Annotated in this window: 12 protein-coding genes and 1 pseudogene; 5 read left to right on the forward strand and 8 right to left on the reverse strand. The window is 68.5% G+C overall.

Annotation, left to right across the window (positions count from 1 at the left end):
* Positions 1-213: pseudogene (locus HR086_RS14525) on the forward strand (Fis family transcriptional regulator); the annotation flags it as partial.
* Between the two features lie 3 nt (positions 214-216).
* Here HR086_RS14525 and HR086_RS14530 read toward each other — a convergent pair.
* A complete protein-coding gene (locus HR086_RS14530; protein WP_373564300.1) occupies positions 217-1,050 on the reverse strand; it encodes a M15 family metallopeptidase in 834 nt (277 codons plus the stop codon).
* A 138-nt stretch (positions 1,051-1,188) separates the two neighbouring features.
* Here HR086_RS14530 and HR086_RS14535 point away from each other — a divergent pair, with 138 nt between their 5' ends.
* Entirely contained in the window at positions 1,189-1,833 is a 645-nt protein-coding gene (locus HR086_RS14535) for a DUF3332 domain-containing protein (RefSeq protein ID WP_174454869.1), read from the forward strand.
* Between the two features lie 63 nt (positions 1,834-1,896).
* Here HR086_RS14535 and HR086_RS14540 read toward each other — a convergent pair whose 3' ends face one another.
* The gene (locus tag HR086_RS14540; RefSeq protein ID WP_141641906.1) at positions 1,897-2,451 is read right to left on the reverse strand and encodes a hypothetical protein; all 555 of its coding nucleotides are present in this window, start codon (positions 2,449-2,451) and stop codon (positions 1,897-1,899) included.
* The gene (locus HR086_RS14545; protein ID WP_174454742.1) at positions 2,448-3,812 is read right to left on the reverse strand and encodes a hypothetical protein; all 1,365 of its coding nucleotides are present in this window, start codon (positions 3,810-3,812) and stop codon (positions 2,448-2,450) included. The genes HR086_RS14540 and HR086_RS14545 overlap by 4 nt, the downstream gene beginning before the upstream one ends.
* Positions 3,813-3,944: 132 nt before the next feature.
* On the opposite strand from HR086_RS14545, the gene HR086_RS14550 reads away from it, so the two are divergent.
* On the forward strand, positions 3,945-4,601 hold the full coding sequence (locus tag HR086_RS14550) for a gluconate 2-dehydrogenase subunit 3 family protein (RefSeq protein ID WP_174462999.1): 657 nt from the start codon (positions 3,945-3,947) through the stop codon (positions 4,599-4,601).
* The gene (locus tag HR086_RS14555) at positions 4,598-6,268 is read left to right on the forward strand and encodes a GMC family oxidoreductase (protein WP_174465926.1); all 1,671 of its coding nucleotides are present in this window, start codon (positions 4,598-4,600) and stop codon (positions 6,266-6,268) included. Before HR086_RS14550 ends, HR086_RS14555 begins: the two co-directional genes overlap by 4 nt.
* On the opposite strand, the gene HR086_RS14560 is transcribed toward HR086_RS14555, so the two are convergent.
* Positions 6,265-6,753 (reverse strand): hypothetical protein, encoded by a 489-nt coding sequence (locus HR086_RS14560; protein WP_246137092.1) that lies wholly within the window; start codon positions 6,751-6,753, stop codon positions 6,265-6,267. The two genes, HR086_RS14555 and HR086_RS14560, sit on opposite strands and share 4 nt — an antisense overlap.
* A 48-nt stretch (positions 6,754-6,801) precedes the next feature.
* Here HR086_RS14560 and HR086_RS14565 point away from each other — a divergent pair, with 48 nt between their 5' ends.
* On the forward strand, positions 6,802-7,239 hold the full coding sequence (locus HR086_RS14565) for a hypothetical protein (RefSeq protein ID WP_141641910.1): 438 nt from the start codon (positions 6,802-6,804) through the stop codon (positions 7,237-7,239).
* Between the two features lie 334 nt (positions 7,240-7,573).
* Here HR086_RS14565 and HR086_RS14570 read toward each other — a convergent pair whose 3' ends face one another.
* Genes HR086_RS14570 through HR086_RS14585 form a run of 4 tightly spaced genes read right to left on the reverse strand, consistent with a single transcriptional unit; the run spans position 7,574 to position 15,087 of the window.
* Positions 7,574-9,979, reverse strand: coding sequence for a hypothetical protein (locus HR086_RS14570; RefSeq protein WP_174454739.1), 2,406 nt, complete (start codon positions 9,977-9,979; stop codon positions 7,574-7,576).
* A gap of 14 nt (positions 9,980-9,993) precedes the next feature.
* Positions 9,994-11,742: a VWA domain-containing protein gene (locus HR086_RS14575; RefSeq protein WP_174454738.1), complete on the reverse strand. Its 1,749-nt coding sequence runs from the start codon at positions 11,740-11,742 to the stop codon at positions 9,994-9,996.
* Positions 11,739-13,727, reverse strand: a complete 1,989-nt coding sequence (locus HR086_RS14580; RefSeq protein WP_174454737.1) for a vWA domain-containing protein — start codon at positions 13,725-13,727, stop codon at positions 11,739-11,741. The genes HR086_RS14575 and HR086_RS14580 overlap by 4 nt, the downstream gene beginning before the upstream one ends.
* A gap of 34 nt (positions 13,728-13,761) precedes the next feature.
* Positions 13,762-15,087 carry a thrombospondin type 3 repeat-containing protein gene (locus HR086_RS14585; protein ID WP_174454736.1) on the reverse strand — a complete coding sequence of 442 codons (1,326 nt, stop codon included), beginning with the start codon at positions 15,085-15,087 and terminating at the stop codon, positions 13,762-13,764.
* Positions 15,088-15,162 lie beyond the last annotated feature (75 nt).

A 15,162-nucleotide genomic window follows, 5' to 3' on the forward strand; every position in this document is an offset into this window, starting at 1 on the left:
CCCGCGGGCGACTTCCTCCCCGCCGAGTTCACCGGGCCCTTCAAGGTCTGCAAGGACGAGCTCATCCGCGCCTTCGAGCGCGAGTACCTCACGCGCCTGCTCGGCCGCGCCAAGGGCAACATCGCCCGCGCCGCTCGCGATGCCGAGCTGGACCGCAAGCACCTCTACTCCCTGCTGCACAAGTACGGCCTCGTGCAGAGCGAGGGAGACTGAGCGTCACCGCGCCGGAGCGCACGCGGCGTCGAGCAACTCCGGCCGGTACTCGAAGTGCATCGTGTCGTAGTGGTACCAGCGACCGCCCCAGATGAAGCCCTCCGCCTCGAAGGCGTCCACCAGCGCCTGGGGCACGGCGTTGCGCCAGCGCACCGGCAGCCGGGGCCGCTGCCATTCCCAGTAGTGCGAGCGCGCGGTGTTCAGGTCGATGGAGACGCCGTAGGAGTGCGCGCTCCGGCGCGTCGTGTGGGCGATGTTGCGCCAGACGAACGTCCCGCCCACGCCCTGGAGGAAGGGTTTCAGCGAGGCGTCCTTCGCCACCAGCGCCTCCAGCCGCGCGGCGACGCGCTGGAACGCGGGCGCCACCTTGCGGTGCACCTTGAGCCGCTGACCAAGGAACACGAGCGGCACCACGTCCACCTTCTCCTTCGCATCGCCGTACATGGCCTCGAACAGCGGCTCGAAGCGGATGCGCCCGGGGTCCTCGTCCTCGCGAGTCACCGGAGCGATGGGGCCCGCGACATAGGCGATGGAGAGCGTGTCCTCCAGGTCCGGGGCCTCCAGCTTTCGCGGGAAGGACTTCTGCTGGCCGTCGTCGAACGGATGGGCGCGTCCATCCGGCAGCGTGAAGCCCCAGCCCGCGTCGAGGCGCACCGGCGTCAGCACCGGATACCATTTCGCCAGACAGGCCAGCGCGGTTGGAGGTGCGCCGGCGGCATCGCGCACGGCGCGCGGAGCTTCGACAGGCGGACCCGCGTCGGGCGGTGTCGCGGCGAGCGCGCCTTGGGACAGCAGACACAGCACACAGGCCCTCATGAAGAAGTGGACGGGAGTCACCCGCGCATCCTCGCACCCGGGGGATTTTCGAGTGGTGAGCATTGGACTGGGATGCGAACGAAGTGTCGCCGGGGAAATCCACCGTGGCATGGTGGGTCCGCCTCCGCAGTCCTTCCATCCTCCCAAGGAGGGCCCATGATGAAGCGTCCGTCTCCGTGGCTCGCTGTGCTCTGCGCCGGTTTCATCTCCATGCATGCGACCGGGTGCTTCGGCAGTTTCAAGCTCACGCAGAAAATCTGGCAGTTCAACAAGAACATCTCCGGTGAGAAGTTCGTGCAGTGGTTGATGTTCCTCGTGCTCGTCATCGTCCCCGTCTATGGGATTGGCACGCTCATCGACGCGCTCATCATCAACAGCATCGAGTTCTGGAGCGGCAACAACCCCGTGTCGAGCGCGGACGGCACCGACGACGGCACGCGCGTCGTCCGCCTGAGCCCCACGGACGTGCTGCGCATGTCGCGCGACGCGGAGAGCGGCGTCATGAAGCTGGCACTGGAGCGCGCGGGTCAGGAGCCCGTCATCCGCTACTTCGAGCCGCTGGAGAACGGCATGGCCGTGCGCGACGACACGGGCGCGCTGCTCGTTCGCGCGGAAGGCGCGGCGGACGGCGCGGTGGCGGTGACGGACGCCTCGGGTGCCACGCTGACGGTCCACGGCGCGGAGGCCGTGGCGCTCGCTCGGCGCGTGTACGAAGACGGTGGAGTGCTGGCGCTCGCCCGGCACACCGTGGCCCGGTCCACCGTGGCGAATGGGCTCGCGCTCAACACCTGCGCCACGCCGTAGCCCCAAGGAGCGCGGTGACGCCCGAGCGTCCGGGCGTCACCGCTGGCTCACGGCGAGCCTTCGCTACGGGATGATGACACTCCCGTCGAGCGGCTCACCCTCTTCCGGACCGAAGCCCGCATCCAGCGCCTCCGAGGAGAAGGTCCCCTCCAGGCTGCGACCGGCGCCGTAGCCGTCGCCCTTCTTGAAGGACATGGAGAAGTCCCCGCGCGTCTGCTCGCCCGGGTTGCCTCCAGACTCCAACTGCAAGTCCCCCTTCTCCACCGGCGCGAAGACGCGCGACGGCTCGCCCGCGTTGAGGTGCACCACCGTGGCACGCGCCAACCCCGAGGGCGTGTTGCCCGCCAGGTTGATTTTCGCGCCCGGCCGCAGGTCCAACCCTTCCGTGGACACGGTGAGCCGCACCACCAGGTCCACGTCCAGGTCGTTGTTGCGGAAGTAGCTCACCTGGAGCGCCTCCGCGTTGCGGAGAATCTCCACGCGCGACACCTCCAGCGGGAAGAGCTCCGACACACTTCCGGACAGCGAGTTGTCCGGACGGCTGCACGCCACCATGCCGGCGCCGGACGCAATTCCCGCCAGTGTCAGCGCCGCCAGGGCGCGGACCGCACTTCTCATTGCTCCACCGCGAGGTTCAGGACGCCCTTCTTCGTGAGCGCCGCCACCGGCGTGCGGTAGAGCACCACGCGCTTGCCCGTGGAGAGGAACGCCAGCTTCGGGGACCAGCCGCCGTTGGCGTCAACCAACGTCTCACGCCAGTTGCCCGCGATGCGCGCGCTGATGATGAGCTGGTCCTCGTTCGGGTTGCAGCTCGTGTCGTTGCGGCCCGTCTCCGACGAGCAGACGTAGTGGGCGATGTGCGGCTCGTGGTTCGCCGCGTCGAACGCGAGCGACGGATACCAGCCGCCCGTCCCCCGGCCGAACACCGGGTCCGGCGTCGACCACTCGCCCGTCGTCGCGCAGCTCGTCGCGCTGGGGCTCGGGCAGTCGTAGTACTGCAACACGTCGCCTCGCGAGGAGCCGCGGTTCTGCACGGCGATGCCGAAGCCCGCCACCGAGTCGTACGCGATGGACGGCCCCAGCTGCGTGTTGCCCACGCTCTCCGGCGTGGCCACCAGCACCGGCGCCGTCCAGGCCGCGCCATCCGCGTTGCGCCGCTGGAAGACGATGCCCCCGCCCGTCGCCTGCGCGGCTTCCTTCACCAGGTCATGCACCACCGCGGGCTGCGCGCCCGCCATGATGAGACCGATGTGGCCGCCGTAGCCCGCCTTGGTGTCGCCCGACGAGGCCAGCATGCGGAACGTCCAGCTCGCGGGCCCGCCGCTCGCCAGCTCCAGGTCCGCCGACTCCCAGTCCTGACGACCGAAGTTGCCGTTGTGTCCGTCGCGATACGCGACGAGTGCCTGACCGCCGGAGAAGACCATGGACGGGTTGAGCCCGATGAGGAAGCCCACGTCGCTCAGCGGGTTGCCGATGGCCGCCGCGTTGGAGCGCGTGCCGACGACCCGCTGCGTCCACGCGCCCGCCGACGAGCGATAGGACACCGCCACATCACTCTGGAGCCAGAACGTGGAGTCGTCGCTGCCGCCACCCAGGTAGGCCACCGCCGGCTGTCCATCCGGACCGAAGGCGATCGACACCCCGTACACGCGCTGCACGGTGACAATCTTCTCCGCCGGCCCGAGCACTCCCGCGTTGAACTCGCGGTAGCGCAGGTCGTAGTTCACCACGCTGCCCGCCATCGTCCCGTTGTTCACGAAGTACGCCATGCCGATGCGGTCCTCGGGACCGACGGCCATGGCGATGTTGGAGATGGGGTTGAACTCGCTCGGGTCCGAGTCCACCTCCAAGCGGGTGAAGGGTGAATCCGAAGGTCCCGGCCCGCCATCCGGGCGCCCCGCGTCCGGATTGTCCGGATTGGAATCCTTCCCGCATCCCAATGCCAGCGCCAATCCCAGTGCCCAGACATGCCGTCTCATCTTCTGTCTCCTTGCGTTGTCGGCCCTGCACATCGTCGTTTCATCCTACGTCACCACCACGCCCGAGGAAGCAGGCGAGCCATGCATCCCGACGCGGCGAAGCGCCTCGCGCTGGGTTACGCTCGCGCACCTATGCCCCGTGCGCGTTCCCCTCGTCAGCGCCTGTCGCGGCGCTCCTTCATCCGGCGGCTGACCTTCCTGGGCGGCGGCGTCGTGCTGCTCGGGCCGCTGGCCTGCAAGCGCTCCTCCGAGGAAGCCCCCAAGCCCGCCACGGACCCCGGCCCCCTGGGCACCGCGCCCGACGGGCAACACCATCGCACCTTCTCCTCGTTCGAGCTGGCCGTCGTCACCGCCGCCACCGAGCGCATCCTTCCGCGCGACGAGGATCCCGGCGCGCTCGACGCCGACGTGCCTGTCTACATCGACCGCATCCTCCAGACACCCGAGATGAAGCCCATGCGCGACGACTTCCTGGAGGGGCTCGCCGCGCTGGAGCGCCGCTCGCAACGCATGTTCCAGAAGGGCTTCTCCGCCATCACCCCCGCGCAGCAGGACGAGCTGCTCACGCTCTTCAAGGACAGTCCGCCCCAGAGCGGCGAGGCGCACTTCCTGGAGCTGCTCACCGTGCTGACGTTGGAGGGCTTCCTGGGTGACCCGTCCTACGGCGGAAACAAGGGCAAGGTGGGCTGGAGGCTGATGGGATTCGATGCCGTGGGCACCATCGCCATGGCGCCGCCCGAGGGCTACGACGGACCGAAGTGCCTGCGCGAGTGCGGGGTTCACAAGTGAGCCTGCCCGAAGTCGACATCTGCATCATCGGCAGCGGCGCGGGCGGCGCGCCCATGGCGCTGGAGCTGGGCCGCGCGGGCTTCAAGGTCGTGGTGCTGGAGAAGGGCCCCCACTACCGGCCCCAGGACTTCGTCCACGACGAAATCCTCAACAGCCGCCGCAACTTCTTCATGCCGCTGCCCTGGGAGGAGCCGCACCTTCTGCGCAAGGGCGCCAAGGGCAAGTACGAGCGCAGCTCCGCGGCGTGGACGGCCAACTGCGTGGGCGGCGGCACGGTGCACATGAGCGGCTTCTTCTACCGCCTCAAGCCGGTGGACTTCCGGCTGCGCAGCACGCTGGGCGCGGTGGCAGGCACCACGATTGCCGACTGGCCCATCTCCTACGAGGACCTGGCGCCCTTCTACGACAAGGCCGAACAGGAGCTGGGCGTGTCCGGACAGGCCGTGGCCCACCCCTTCGCCGAGCCGCGCAGCGCGCCGTACCCGCTGCCGCCCCTGGACGTGCACCCGGTGGCGGGGGAAATCGACAAGGTGTGCAAGGGGATGGGCTGGCACTCGCTGCCCACCGCGCGCGGCATCATCAGCCGTCCCTACAAGGGCCGGGCGCCGTGCGCGTACTGCGCGCTGTGTGGCAGCTACGGCTGTGAGATGGGCGCCAAGAGCGGCACGAACGCAAGCCTCATCCCCGCCGCCGTGGCTACCGGCAATGTGCAGGTGCGGCCAGGCTGCATGGCGCGCACCGTGGAGGTGGACAAGAAGGGGCGCGCGCGCAGCGTCATCTACCTGGACGCGGACGGCGTCACCCAGGAGCAGCCCGCCAAGGTCATCGTCGTGTCGTGCACGGCGGTGGAGAGCGCGCGGCTGTTGCTCAACTCCACGTCCAGCCGCTTCGCGAGCGGACTCGCCAACGGCAGCGGGCTGGTGGGAAAGAACCTCATCTTCAGCTCGTTCGGCGAGTCCCAGGCGACGTTCCGACTGTCGAAGCAGGCCGAGAAGCGCCCGTGGCTCAAGGACCCGGGCCCCTTCGTCAACCGCAGCATCCAGGACTTCTACCTGATGCCGGATGAGCGTTTCGGCTTCCGCAAGGGCGGCACCATGGGCTTCATGTGGGCGCATCCCAATCCCATCCATGCCGCCACGGGGCTCGCCGGCAGCGGTTCCTCGGCCGTCTTCGGCAAGGAGCTGAAGGACAGGATGCGGGCCTACCGGGACTCGCGCATCCTCCTGTTCGAGGTCTACGGAGAGTTCCTCCCCACGCCCGGCAGCTACGTGGGCGTGGAGAGCGCGGTGAAGGACAAGCACGGCATCCCCGTGGCCGCCATCACCGTGGAGCGACACCCCACGGACCTGGTCGCCACGCGCTTCCTCGTCGAGCGCGGTGAAGAAGTCCTGCTGCGCCTGGAGCCGGACGAACTCAAGCGCACCACCACCGCCGGAGAGACGACCATCCTCCAGCACGGCACCTGCCGCTTCGGTGACGACGCGGCCACGTCCGTGCTGGACAGGAATTGCCGCGCGCACGAGGTGCCCAATCTCTATGTCGTGGACGGCAGCTTCATGCCCACGGGCGGCAGCGTGCCCTCCACGCTGACCATCGCCGCCAACAGCTTCCGGGTGGCGAACCACCTTGTTCGAACGTTGAAGCAAGGCGTCGCCTCCGGCGGTTAGCGATTGCGCAGGGGCGTCACGTCGACCTTCACGGCGTAGCGCGCCTGCATGTCGGACTCGAACTCGATGAGGTGGTCGCCCACTCCGGTGACGTCCGCCTCCTTCGTGAAGACGCTGAACTTCTCCATCGAGTCGAGCACCGCGCGCCCATCCGCCGCCAGACGCGTGCGGGCCCGGCACCCCTCCTCGTGGAAGATGACCACCGTCTCCTCTCCCGCGGCGGTGACCTCGTCCAGGTAGAAGCTCACCTTGACGTGAGACGCCTCCGGCACCTGGACGATGAACTTGCTGCGACCAGGGAAGCGACCCTCCGCATAGCCTTCCGCTCCGAGAATGCAGCCCGCGACGCTGCCACACACGGGCCAGGTCTCATCACACGCATCCTTCACACGCGGACCGATGAAGTCGTCGCGCGTGTCGCCACAACCCACCACCAACAACATGAGCAGGAATGCACCGGCGCTCTGGGCCTTACGACAGAACACTGTTACAACATTCATCATCATCGACCCTCTAGCGAGGAGTGAACGTCCATGCGACTGCACACCCCGTGGCTCCCTATTCTCTTCTTCTCACTCGCGGCCTGCGGTGAGAGCGCCGAAGAACTTCCCAAGACCCCGCAGCTTGTCTCGGACCGCGACGAGATGGCATTCGACCGCGAGTTCAACGCGGGCACCTTCGTCGGAACCAGTGGCTTCAACTCGGTCATGGTGACGAACATGGGGGAGGATACGCTGGAAATCACCGACATCACCCTCAACGCTCCGTCCGTGTTCACGATGAAGGTCTCCAATGACTACACGGCCGGCACGCCTCTGCAGCTGCCCTCGCTGAAGCACGTCTTCATCGAGGTGACGTTCAAGCCGCGCGAGGCCCAAGTGTACCAGGGCACCATCACCATCAAGTCCAATGCGGCGAACCTTCCAGAGAAGGTCATCGCCCTCAACGGACAGGGTATCGCGCCTCCCTGAGCCTCCCCGAGGGTGAAGGGTGACGGGCACCACCCGCCACCCCACCCAGGTGGGTGTCATTCGCTCGCCCGCCCGCCGTGGCACACCTCGCGAAGTCGCTGGCCCACACCGTGCGCCAGGCCTCGCGACAATCACACACATTCCGCCGGACACCGGGTGATGGCCTCGCGAAAGCCAGGTCTCCCCGCATGAGCGACGGCTTCGTCGCCCCTTGTTCCATCCACCCTGCCTCGCCAGCCGCCCCGCCTCGTTGAAGCCGGGTCAGACACATCGCGAGACACCGCATCGAACCAGGTGACTCCGCTGGGAGCGAGTCACCCGGCCCGGCTCCCACTCACGGCTGACGGGTGAAGGCACAGCCCCCGCGCGGCCCGGGAGCGCCACCGTCTGGCGTACCCGCGTCTTCCAGCCCCGGGCACTGCGTCGTCACGCCGCCATCCCGCGTGTACGACTGGGGATAGTCGCCGTAGCCGGTGCGCAGCGTGTACTCCACCTGCTCGTAGGACGTGCGCTCGGCCGCCGACACATCCACGCGCATCTTCCCGCCACGAATGAAGCGCGGCTCCAGACAGCCACACGCGTACGGGGCCAGGGTGACGACGGTGGAGTCGGGGCGCTCCTCCAGGTTGAACAGCGGCTGGAAGCTGCTCAGCGGAGCATTCGCCGGCGTGTGCCACGCCCGCAGCGCGTCCGAGCGGTAGCCCAGCGTCAGCGCCTGGTTGCGGCTGCCCGCCCTCACCGCCACGCAGCCATCGCCCATGCCACTGTCCGGCACCGTGCCTCCGTCGGCGCCCGCGACGGCGTCGCCGTCACAGAAGGTCAAGTCCAGCGCGAGGCCGTGCACCGAGCCACCGTCCTGCTGCTTCGCCACCTCCCACTGCACCAGCCACGCGCGGTCTTCCGGCGGCGGCACGGCGGGGAGCTGGAACATGAAGGAGTCCACGTCGGACGGCACCGCGTCGTAGTCCATGGGGCCGCGCACGCCCCGGCCGTTGATGCGGTCATCGCCGTTGCGCAGCCGTCCATAGCCATGCGACAGCCGGCCGGTGACAGTGTACTCCGCCGTGTCCGGCGGCGCGGGGAAGGCCGTGGTGGAGGCCAGGGGCTTGGACACCGCCGACTCCGTCGACGTCCCGCCGTAGCGGCTGACCTCGTCCGCGTCTTCCGCCTCCCACGTCACGTCCAGCCGGTAGTCCTTGTCATCCGCCCAGTTGGTGCCGTCGTCCTGGACGTTGAAGTAGTACAGCTCCGAGGCCGCGCGCGGGGGCACCGGGATGACGCCCTCGAAGTTGCTCAGGTTGGTGAAGCGCGGGTTGTTCGACGTCTCCTCGCGCAGCGAGTGCAGACACATGGGCGCCGGCAGGTCCGTGCGCTGGCAGTACCCCCGCACCAGCGCGACGATGTCCGGATTCTCTCCGTAGCCCTTGGGGCACGCCGTCGCGTCATTGGTGCATGCGGTCCGCCACTCATCCACGTTCACTCCCTTCGACACCAGGGTGAACACGAGCACCTGGCGGTCCGGCGTGTCCGGCAGCGCGGGGAAGCGGCCCCCGGTCGCCAGCGGCACCACGCGGTAGCGCAGCCGCGTGGGCACGGTGGAGGCCGGCAGGCGCACCCCGTACCAGTCCTGGTCGCCGATGTAGCCGATGCGTCCGGTGAAGGCCTTCGACGACGCGGGTGACGGTGAGGCCAGGTCCCACAGCAGCGCGTCGCCAACCTTGTCGTTGCCGAGCTGCGTCTGGTCCTGGGGGTCCGCCTCGTCCAGGACGCGGATTTCCACGTCGTACCCCTGGCGCACATCACCCTGTGACGTGTCCCGGTCGCTGATGCCGCGGTAGCCGCGCACCACCAGCATCCACTTGCCCGCGTGCTCCGCCTTCACCTTGCGCGCCGTCGCCAGCACGCCCGGGCGCACCTGCGGACGAACCTCGCCCTCATCCTCCTTCTCCTCCTTGGTGAGGAAGCCGGGGCGCAGGAGCTGGTACGACAGCCGCCAGTTGGGCACGAAGCCCAGGTCCGGCGCCGTCACGCTCACGTACGCCACCTTCCCCACGGGCAGGTCGAAGGTGTAGCGGTCCACGTCGTTGTCCGTGGCCAGGAAGCCCGACACCGTCCCCACCTGCACGCCCGCGCCCTGCGACGCCAACGACAGCGGCGTGGCGGCGGCGAGGGCGTCGTTGGGCTCGTGCGTGTCCGGGTTCTCGGTGATCTGCAGCGTCAGCCGGTAGGGGTTGCGCGCATCGAACTTGGGCTGGGAGACGACGTCCGGCGCGTCCTGCACCAGCACCAGCACCGTCTTGCCCTTCAGGTCGTCCCGCAGCGGCACCACCATGTCCACCGGCTTCGGCGCGCCCTGGCCATGCTTGTCGTCCTTCTTCGCCAGCGAGCTTTCCGACCCGTCGGGCAGCGTCTCCAGCACGCTGATGGACAGCTGCACCGCGGTGCTGGAGGCCACGTAGAGCCCGTTGAGGTTGAGCAGCGTGCGCGCGCTGGTGTTGGCGGGCAGGACGATGCGGTACCAGTCCTGGTCGCCTTCGCGCGTCGCCCCTTCCTTGACGAGCAGGCGCTCCAGCGGTTCACCGGGCTTGAGCTCGCACTCGGCCAGCGTCAGCGCCTCTTCCCGGCTGTTGCAGAGGTCCTGCACCTGGGGAGTGCCCGCGTCCTCCTTGTCACCGCCCCCGGAGGAGCAGGCGGTGAGAGCGAGCAGCGCGAGCGACAACAGTCGGACTTGGGTCTTCATGGGAGCGTCGATTCTCACGGCGTCGGAAGCGAGACGTCGGCGCGGCCGGGGCAGCCGTCGACGAAGTCCTCGGGGGCTACGCGGATGATGCCGTCGGCGGGGGACTTGATGCCGCCCACCGGGTAGCGCACGGAGTCCACGCGGAAGGTGCGCACCTGGGTGCGCGCGGTCGGGTCGTCCGCGGGCACCATCGCCACGGACAACGCCACGTTGTTGAAGCCCGCGCCGCGCGTGACGACGCCCGCGTCATCCGCGGCGGCCACGGTGGGCGCCAGGAGCACGTTGCCCACGCTCAGCGTGTAGCACTGACGGCCCAGCTCATCCGGCGGGCCGTCCGCCTCGAACGAGTAGCGGTAGCCCTCCGCCGCCAGGTGGGCGGTGTCCACCTCCAGTGGGCGGGTGTGCAGGCGCAGCTCCGCGCGGCTCGTGAGCCCGTCGTTGTCCGGGTCCTCGTCCAAATCATTGCTCGCGCCCTGGGTGCCGCCGCGCCATTCGATGCCATCCGGCACGCCGTCGCGGTCGCTGTCGGCCAGCGTCGCGTTGGTGCCGATGAACTGCTCGTCGCAGTCGAGCAGCCCGTCACAGTCGGTGTCCGAGGCGCGCAAGAGCGGAGGACAGCCCTTGTCCAGGCCGCCACCGTCCGGGTCCGCCACCTGGATGGGGTCGAAGTCCACGCCGCGGTCGCGGAAGTACACCTCCACGCCGTCGCTGAAGCCGTCACCGTCGGTGTCCATGAGGTTGGGGTTCGAGCCCACCTCCGCCTCGCGCGCGTCCGACAGACCGTCTCCGTCCGTGTCCGCCGCGTCCAACGGACTGCCCGGCGGCGCGGAGAAGTTGGTCGCAATCACTTCCTTCACGATGAAGGTGCGCCGCACCTGCCCGAAGGAGAAGTCCAGGAAGTTGATGGGCTCGTTGTTGCGGAAGTCGCGGAAGTTGCCGCCGCCCAGCTCGGCCATCTTATCCAGCCGGTCCGCGTTCTGGTTGATGATGAGCAGCGGGCAGCCGCCGTCGCCCGACAAGTCACACACCGACGACACCGGTTGCGTGGGAGTGAAGACGTGCACGGTGTTGACGCGCACGTCCTCCACCAGGTCCCGGAGCTGACGGATGCGCACCACCGCGTCACCCTGGAGCAGCTCGTCGTCCTGGTCCAGGGTGGGCTTTCCGTCCGACAGGAACACGAGCGAGTAGCGCGCCTGCGCCAGCGCCTGCGCCCCACCCGGCTCCAGCCGGCTGCGCGCGATGTCCGTGTTGATGAGCGAGTAGATGTCCGACAGCGGCTTGACGAAGTCCGTCGAGTCCCGGTTCGGTGAGTTGTCCGGGTTGCGGAAGGTGAGCAGTTGCTCGGTGAGCTGGCGCATCCGGGCGTCGTCCATGCTGGACACCTGCATGAAGCCGTCCTGCGGGGGGTTGCCCGGCGCCTGGGTGAGGAACGCCGTGGTGCTGCCGGCGAAGACCACCACCGCCAGGTAGACCTCCGGGTCCCTGGGCAGGTTTTCAATCAGCTCCACCAGCGCGGTGGCGCGCGTGCCATCCGGGTCGCTGACGCGCATGGACTGCGAGGCGTCCATGGCGATGATGAGCTTGATGGGGCGCACCACCTCGTTGGAGCCGACGGTGCAGAAGCGGCCCTGCATCGAGATGGCCCGGTCCACGGGGACATCCACGTCCCGGCGCGGGTCATACAGATACGAATCGGAACAGGCCACCACCAGCACGAGCGCGACAATCAGGCCCGCCAGGATACGTCCAGCCACACTCACGGGTTGACTCCTCCCTGCTGACCCGCCGGCGTCGTGCCCACACACCGCCCCTGGTTCTCCCAGGGATTGCTCAGGTCCGTGGGAATCATGAAGTTGTCATTCGTCAGCGTCAGCTCCGGACCCACCGGCACGCGCACGCTCGGCGGCGCGTACTGGGACCAGGCACAGGCCGAGCGCCAGACGCCGTAGTCGGTGGCCACGCCGCTCTCGGGGGCCTCCGCGAACCACAGCTTGAAGAGGTTGAAGCCCTGCTTGGCGCCCACCCGGTCCGGCGTCGTCACCATCTGCAGATTGGAGACGGTGTAGTCGTAGCAGACGCTCCCGTTGGACAGCACCTCCGCGATGCGCGTCTCATACTGGAAGCCGTTCTTCTCGAAGAAGGCCCTGTCCCGACGCGTGGGGTCCGTGCCCGCGCGCAGCTCCACCTCGTCCGGCAGGCCGTCACCGTCCGTGTCCAGGCCCGCGACGCTGGGCTCCATCGGGTCGAGCCCCCAGCGCGCCTCGAGGCTGTCCGGAATGCCGTCGCCGTCGCTGTCGACGATGGTCTCCCGCGTGCGCAGGTACGACTCCGCGAACTGCGACAGGCCATCTCCGTCCGTGTCGCGGCACGTGCAGCGCGGCGTCAGCGGAGAGTCCGGGTCACACCCGCGCGCGTCCAAATCATTGGCCGCCTTGAAGCCCTGGTCTTCGCGGCGCTGCTCGAAGCCGTCGTTCAGGCAGTCCCGGTCGCTGTCGGCGTTGAACGGGTTGGTCTTCAGCGTGAAGGAGTTGTCCACGTCGTCCGGCACGCCGTCGCCGTCGCTGTCCACGATGCGCGCCTCCAGCCCCGGGCCGGAGCTGAGCGGCTCCACCAGCAACGTCTTCATCACGTTGCGCGAAGCGAAGGACGAGTAGTCCAGCGCGCCCAGGCCCAGGTTGGAGATTTCAGCGGTGTCGTTGAACTCCTGGTACACGCCGTTGCCCATCTCCGCGAAGCGCGTCAGCAGCCAGGCGGCGATCTTCTTCGCCGCCGCCGGGTACTCGGCCGGCGCCACGCCCGGGTAGACGCCGTAGATCTGCTCGCAGATGGTGCCGCAGGCGCGCACGGCCTCCTGGTTGAACAGCAGCACCGTGTGCATGCGCACGTCGCCCACGTTGTACTGGTCCTTCAACTCCATCAGCCGGCGCACGTAGCTGAAGAGCTGGTAGTTCTGGTTGCGGTCCGTCCCAATCTCGAAGCCGTCAATCTGGTCCGTCGTGCTGGTGGCGTTGCAGAAGCCGATGAGGGAGTCCGCCCACGTCAGGTCCGGGCTGTCCGGGCCGGCGTAGACGCTGAGGTTGTCGGTGGCGGAGCAGCGCGGATACGGCGTGCCGTCCGTGAGGAAGACGACGACGTAGCGCGTGCGCGGCAGGACTTCCGGATTGGACAACGCGACGGCGTTGATGTCGCTCGCGATGAGGCTGTAGGCGTACGACAGGGCGCCCTGGTAGTCGGTGCCCTTGCCCAGTTGGCTCTGCAGGCCGTCGATATAGGTGTCGATGTTGGTGTCCGGCCGGGCGAAGCGGTCGCCCGTCGTCGCCGGGGGCCAGACGTTGCGGACGTTGGTCTCGAACGGGGCGACGGACACCTGCACGTTGCCGCCCGCCGCGTTCACCTGCCGGAACTGCGCGACCAGGCGCTTGAGGGCGCGCACGCGCGCGGGCTCGGTGACGCCGGGCGGGATGATGGCCTGCACCTCGGCCTGCTGACAGAAGCCGCTGTCCAGCTGCGCGCCAGGCGGGTCGGAGATGCACATGCTTCCCGACTCGTCGATGACGACCACCACCTTCACGGGGAAGCCGGCGGGGTTGGGCGGGCGCGTGCAGACGCGCCCCTGGAGCATCACCCTGTCATCGACATGGGACTGCTGTTCCGTTCGAGGCTCGAGCATCGAGTCGGTACAGGACAGCAGTCCCGTGGCCAGGAGGCCCGCCGCGAAGAGCGGGAAACGAAGAAGGCGGCGCATGGGGAAACGACCTCCTGGCAACAGACGATGAGATTTACTGCTCGCGGCGGCGGCGGCGCATCAGGACGCCCAGCAGCGCGGCGCCAAGCGCCGTGGCGCTGAAGCCCGCGGGCACGGAGTTGCAGTTCGGACCGCCTTCGTCACCCTCGCCCACCGTCAGCACCAGGGTGGACGTGGCGACGCGGCTGTCCGGGAAGACGCGGTCGGCGAAGGCCAGGCGGGCCTCCACGGTCAGCTCGTACGTGCCCTCGGTGTCCGGCACGAAGTTGGGAACGCTGCCGTCCACGTAGGAGTACTGCCAGTTGCGGCTGAGCGTCACCGCGCCCTGGGGGTTCTCCACCACGGAGTTGGAGCCATCGGGGCGCCGGGTCACCGTCCAGCGGTACTCCATGGCCGCGCCGTTGCGGTTGGCGAACAGCGGCGGACGCAGCGTCTCACCCGACTTCGACAGGCGCATGGTGCCGCCGGCGCTGACCGTGAAGGGGGACTTCGGGTCCAGGCACTTGTCCTTCTGGGTGGGGTCCACCACGAGGCAGTAGAGCCGGTCGCACGCGTCGCCCAGGCCGTCGCGGTCGTCGTCCGCCTGCTCGCGGTTGGCGACGTCACGGCAGTTGTCGACCTCGTTGAGGATGCTGTCGTCATCGGCGTCCGGGTCGCACGCATCGCCCAGGCCGTCGTTGTCCTTGTCGGACTGGTCGGGGTTGGCGAGCCCGGGGCAGTTGTCGCCGTTGTCGGAGATGTTGTCGGCGTCCGCGTCCACGCGGCACTGGCTGCCATCCGTCGGCATCACCTGGTCCGGGTTGGACCGACGCGGGCAGTTGTCCGCGCCATCCGCCACGTTGTCGTTGTCATCGTCCGAGTCACAGACGTCGCCGGCGCGGTCGGCATCCAGGTCGGACTGGTCCACGTTCGGAATCAGCGAGCAGTTGTCCTGCTCGTTCGCCACGCCGTCGTTGTCCCGGTCCGTGTCGCAGTCATCGCCCTGGCCATCGCCGTCGGCGTCGCGCTGCTGGAAGTTGGAGAGCGTGGAGCAGTTGTCACAGACATTGCCCACGCCGTCGCCGTCGCCGTCCGTCTGGTCACGGTTGGAGGCGAACGGGCAGTTGTCCCGGTCGTCCGCGCGGCCGTCGCCGTCCGCGTCATCCGTGTACGACAGCGTGTCGCCGTCATCCGTGTAGTTCACCCACACAGAGCCGCAACCACAGCCACAACCTCCACCCACCTCCTGTGGGCGGCCGCAGCTATCGCCGAGGCATTCCGGGTTGTCAGGGTTGTCGTTGTTCTGCGCCTGGGCAGTGCCAGGGTTCACGACGAGGAAGGCCCCGAGCAGCAGCGCGGGAGCGAGACGAACGAGTGTCATGGTGACTCCTTTCAGCCCCGGGCCATTAGCAAGAGACGATCCGCACCCTCGCCTGAAGTAAATTCCAACAGTTTC

It is taken from the genome of Myxococcus sp. CA039A (genome assembly GCF_013336645.1).
Lineage (GTDB): Bacteria > Myxococcota > Myxococcia > Myxococcales > Myxococcaceae > Myxococcus > Myxococcus llanfairpwllgwyngyllgogerychwyrndrobwllllantysiliogogogochensis.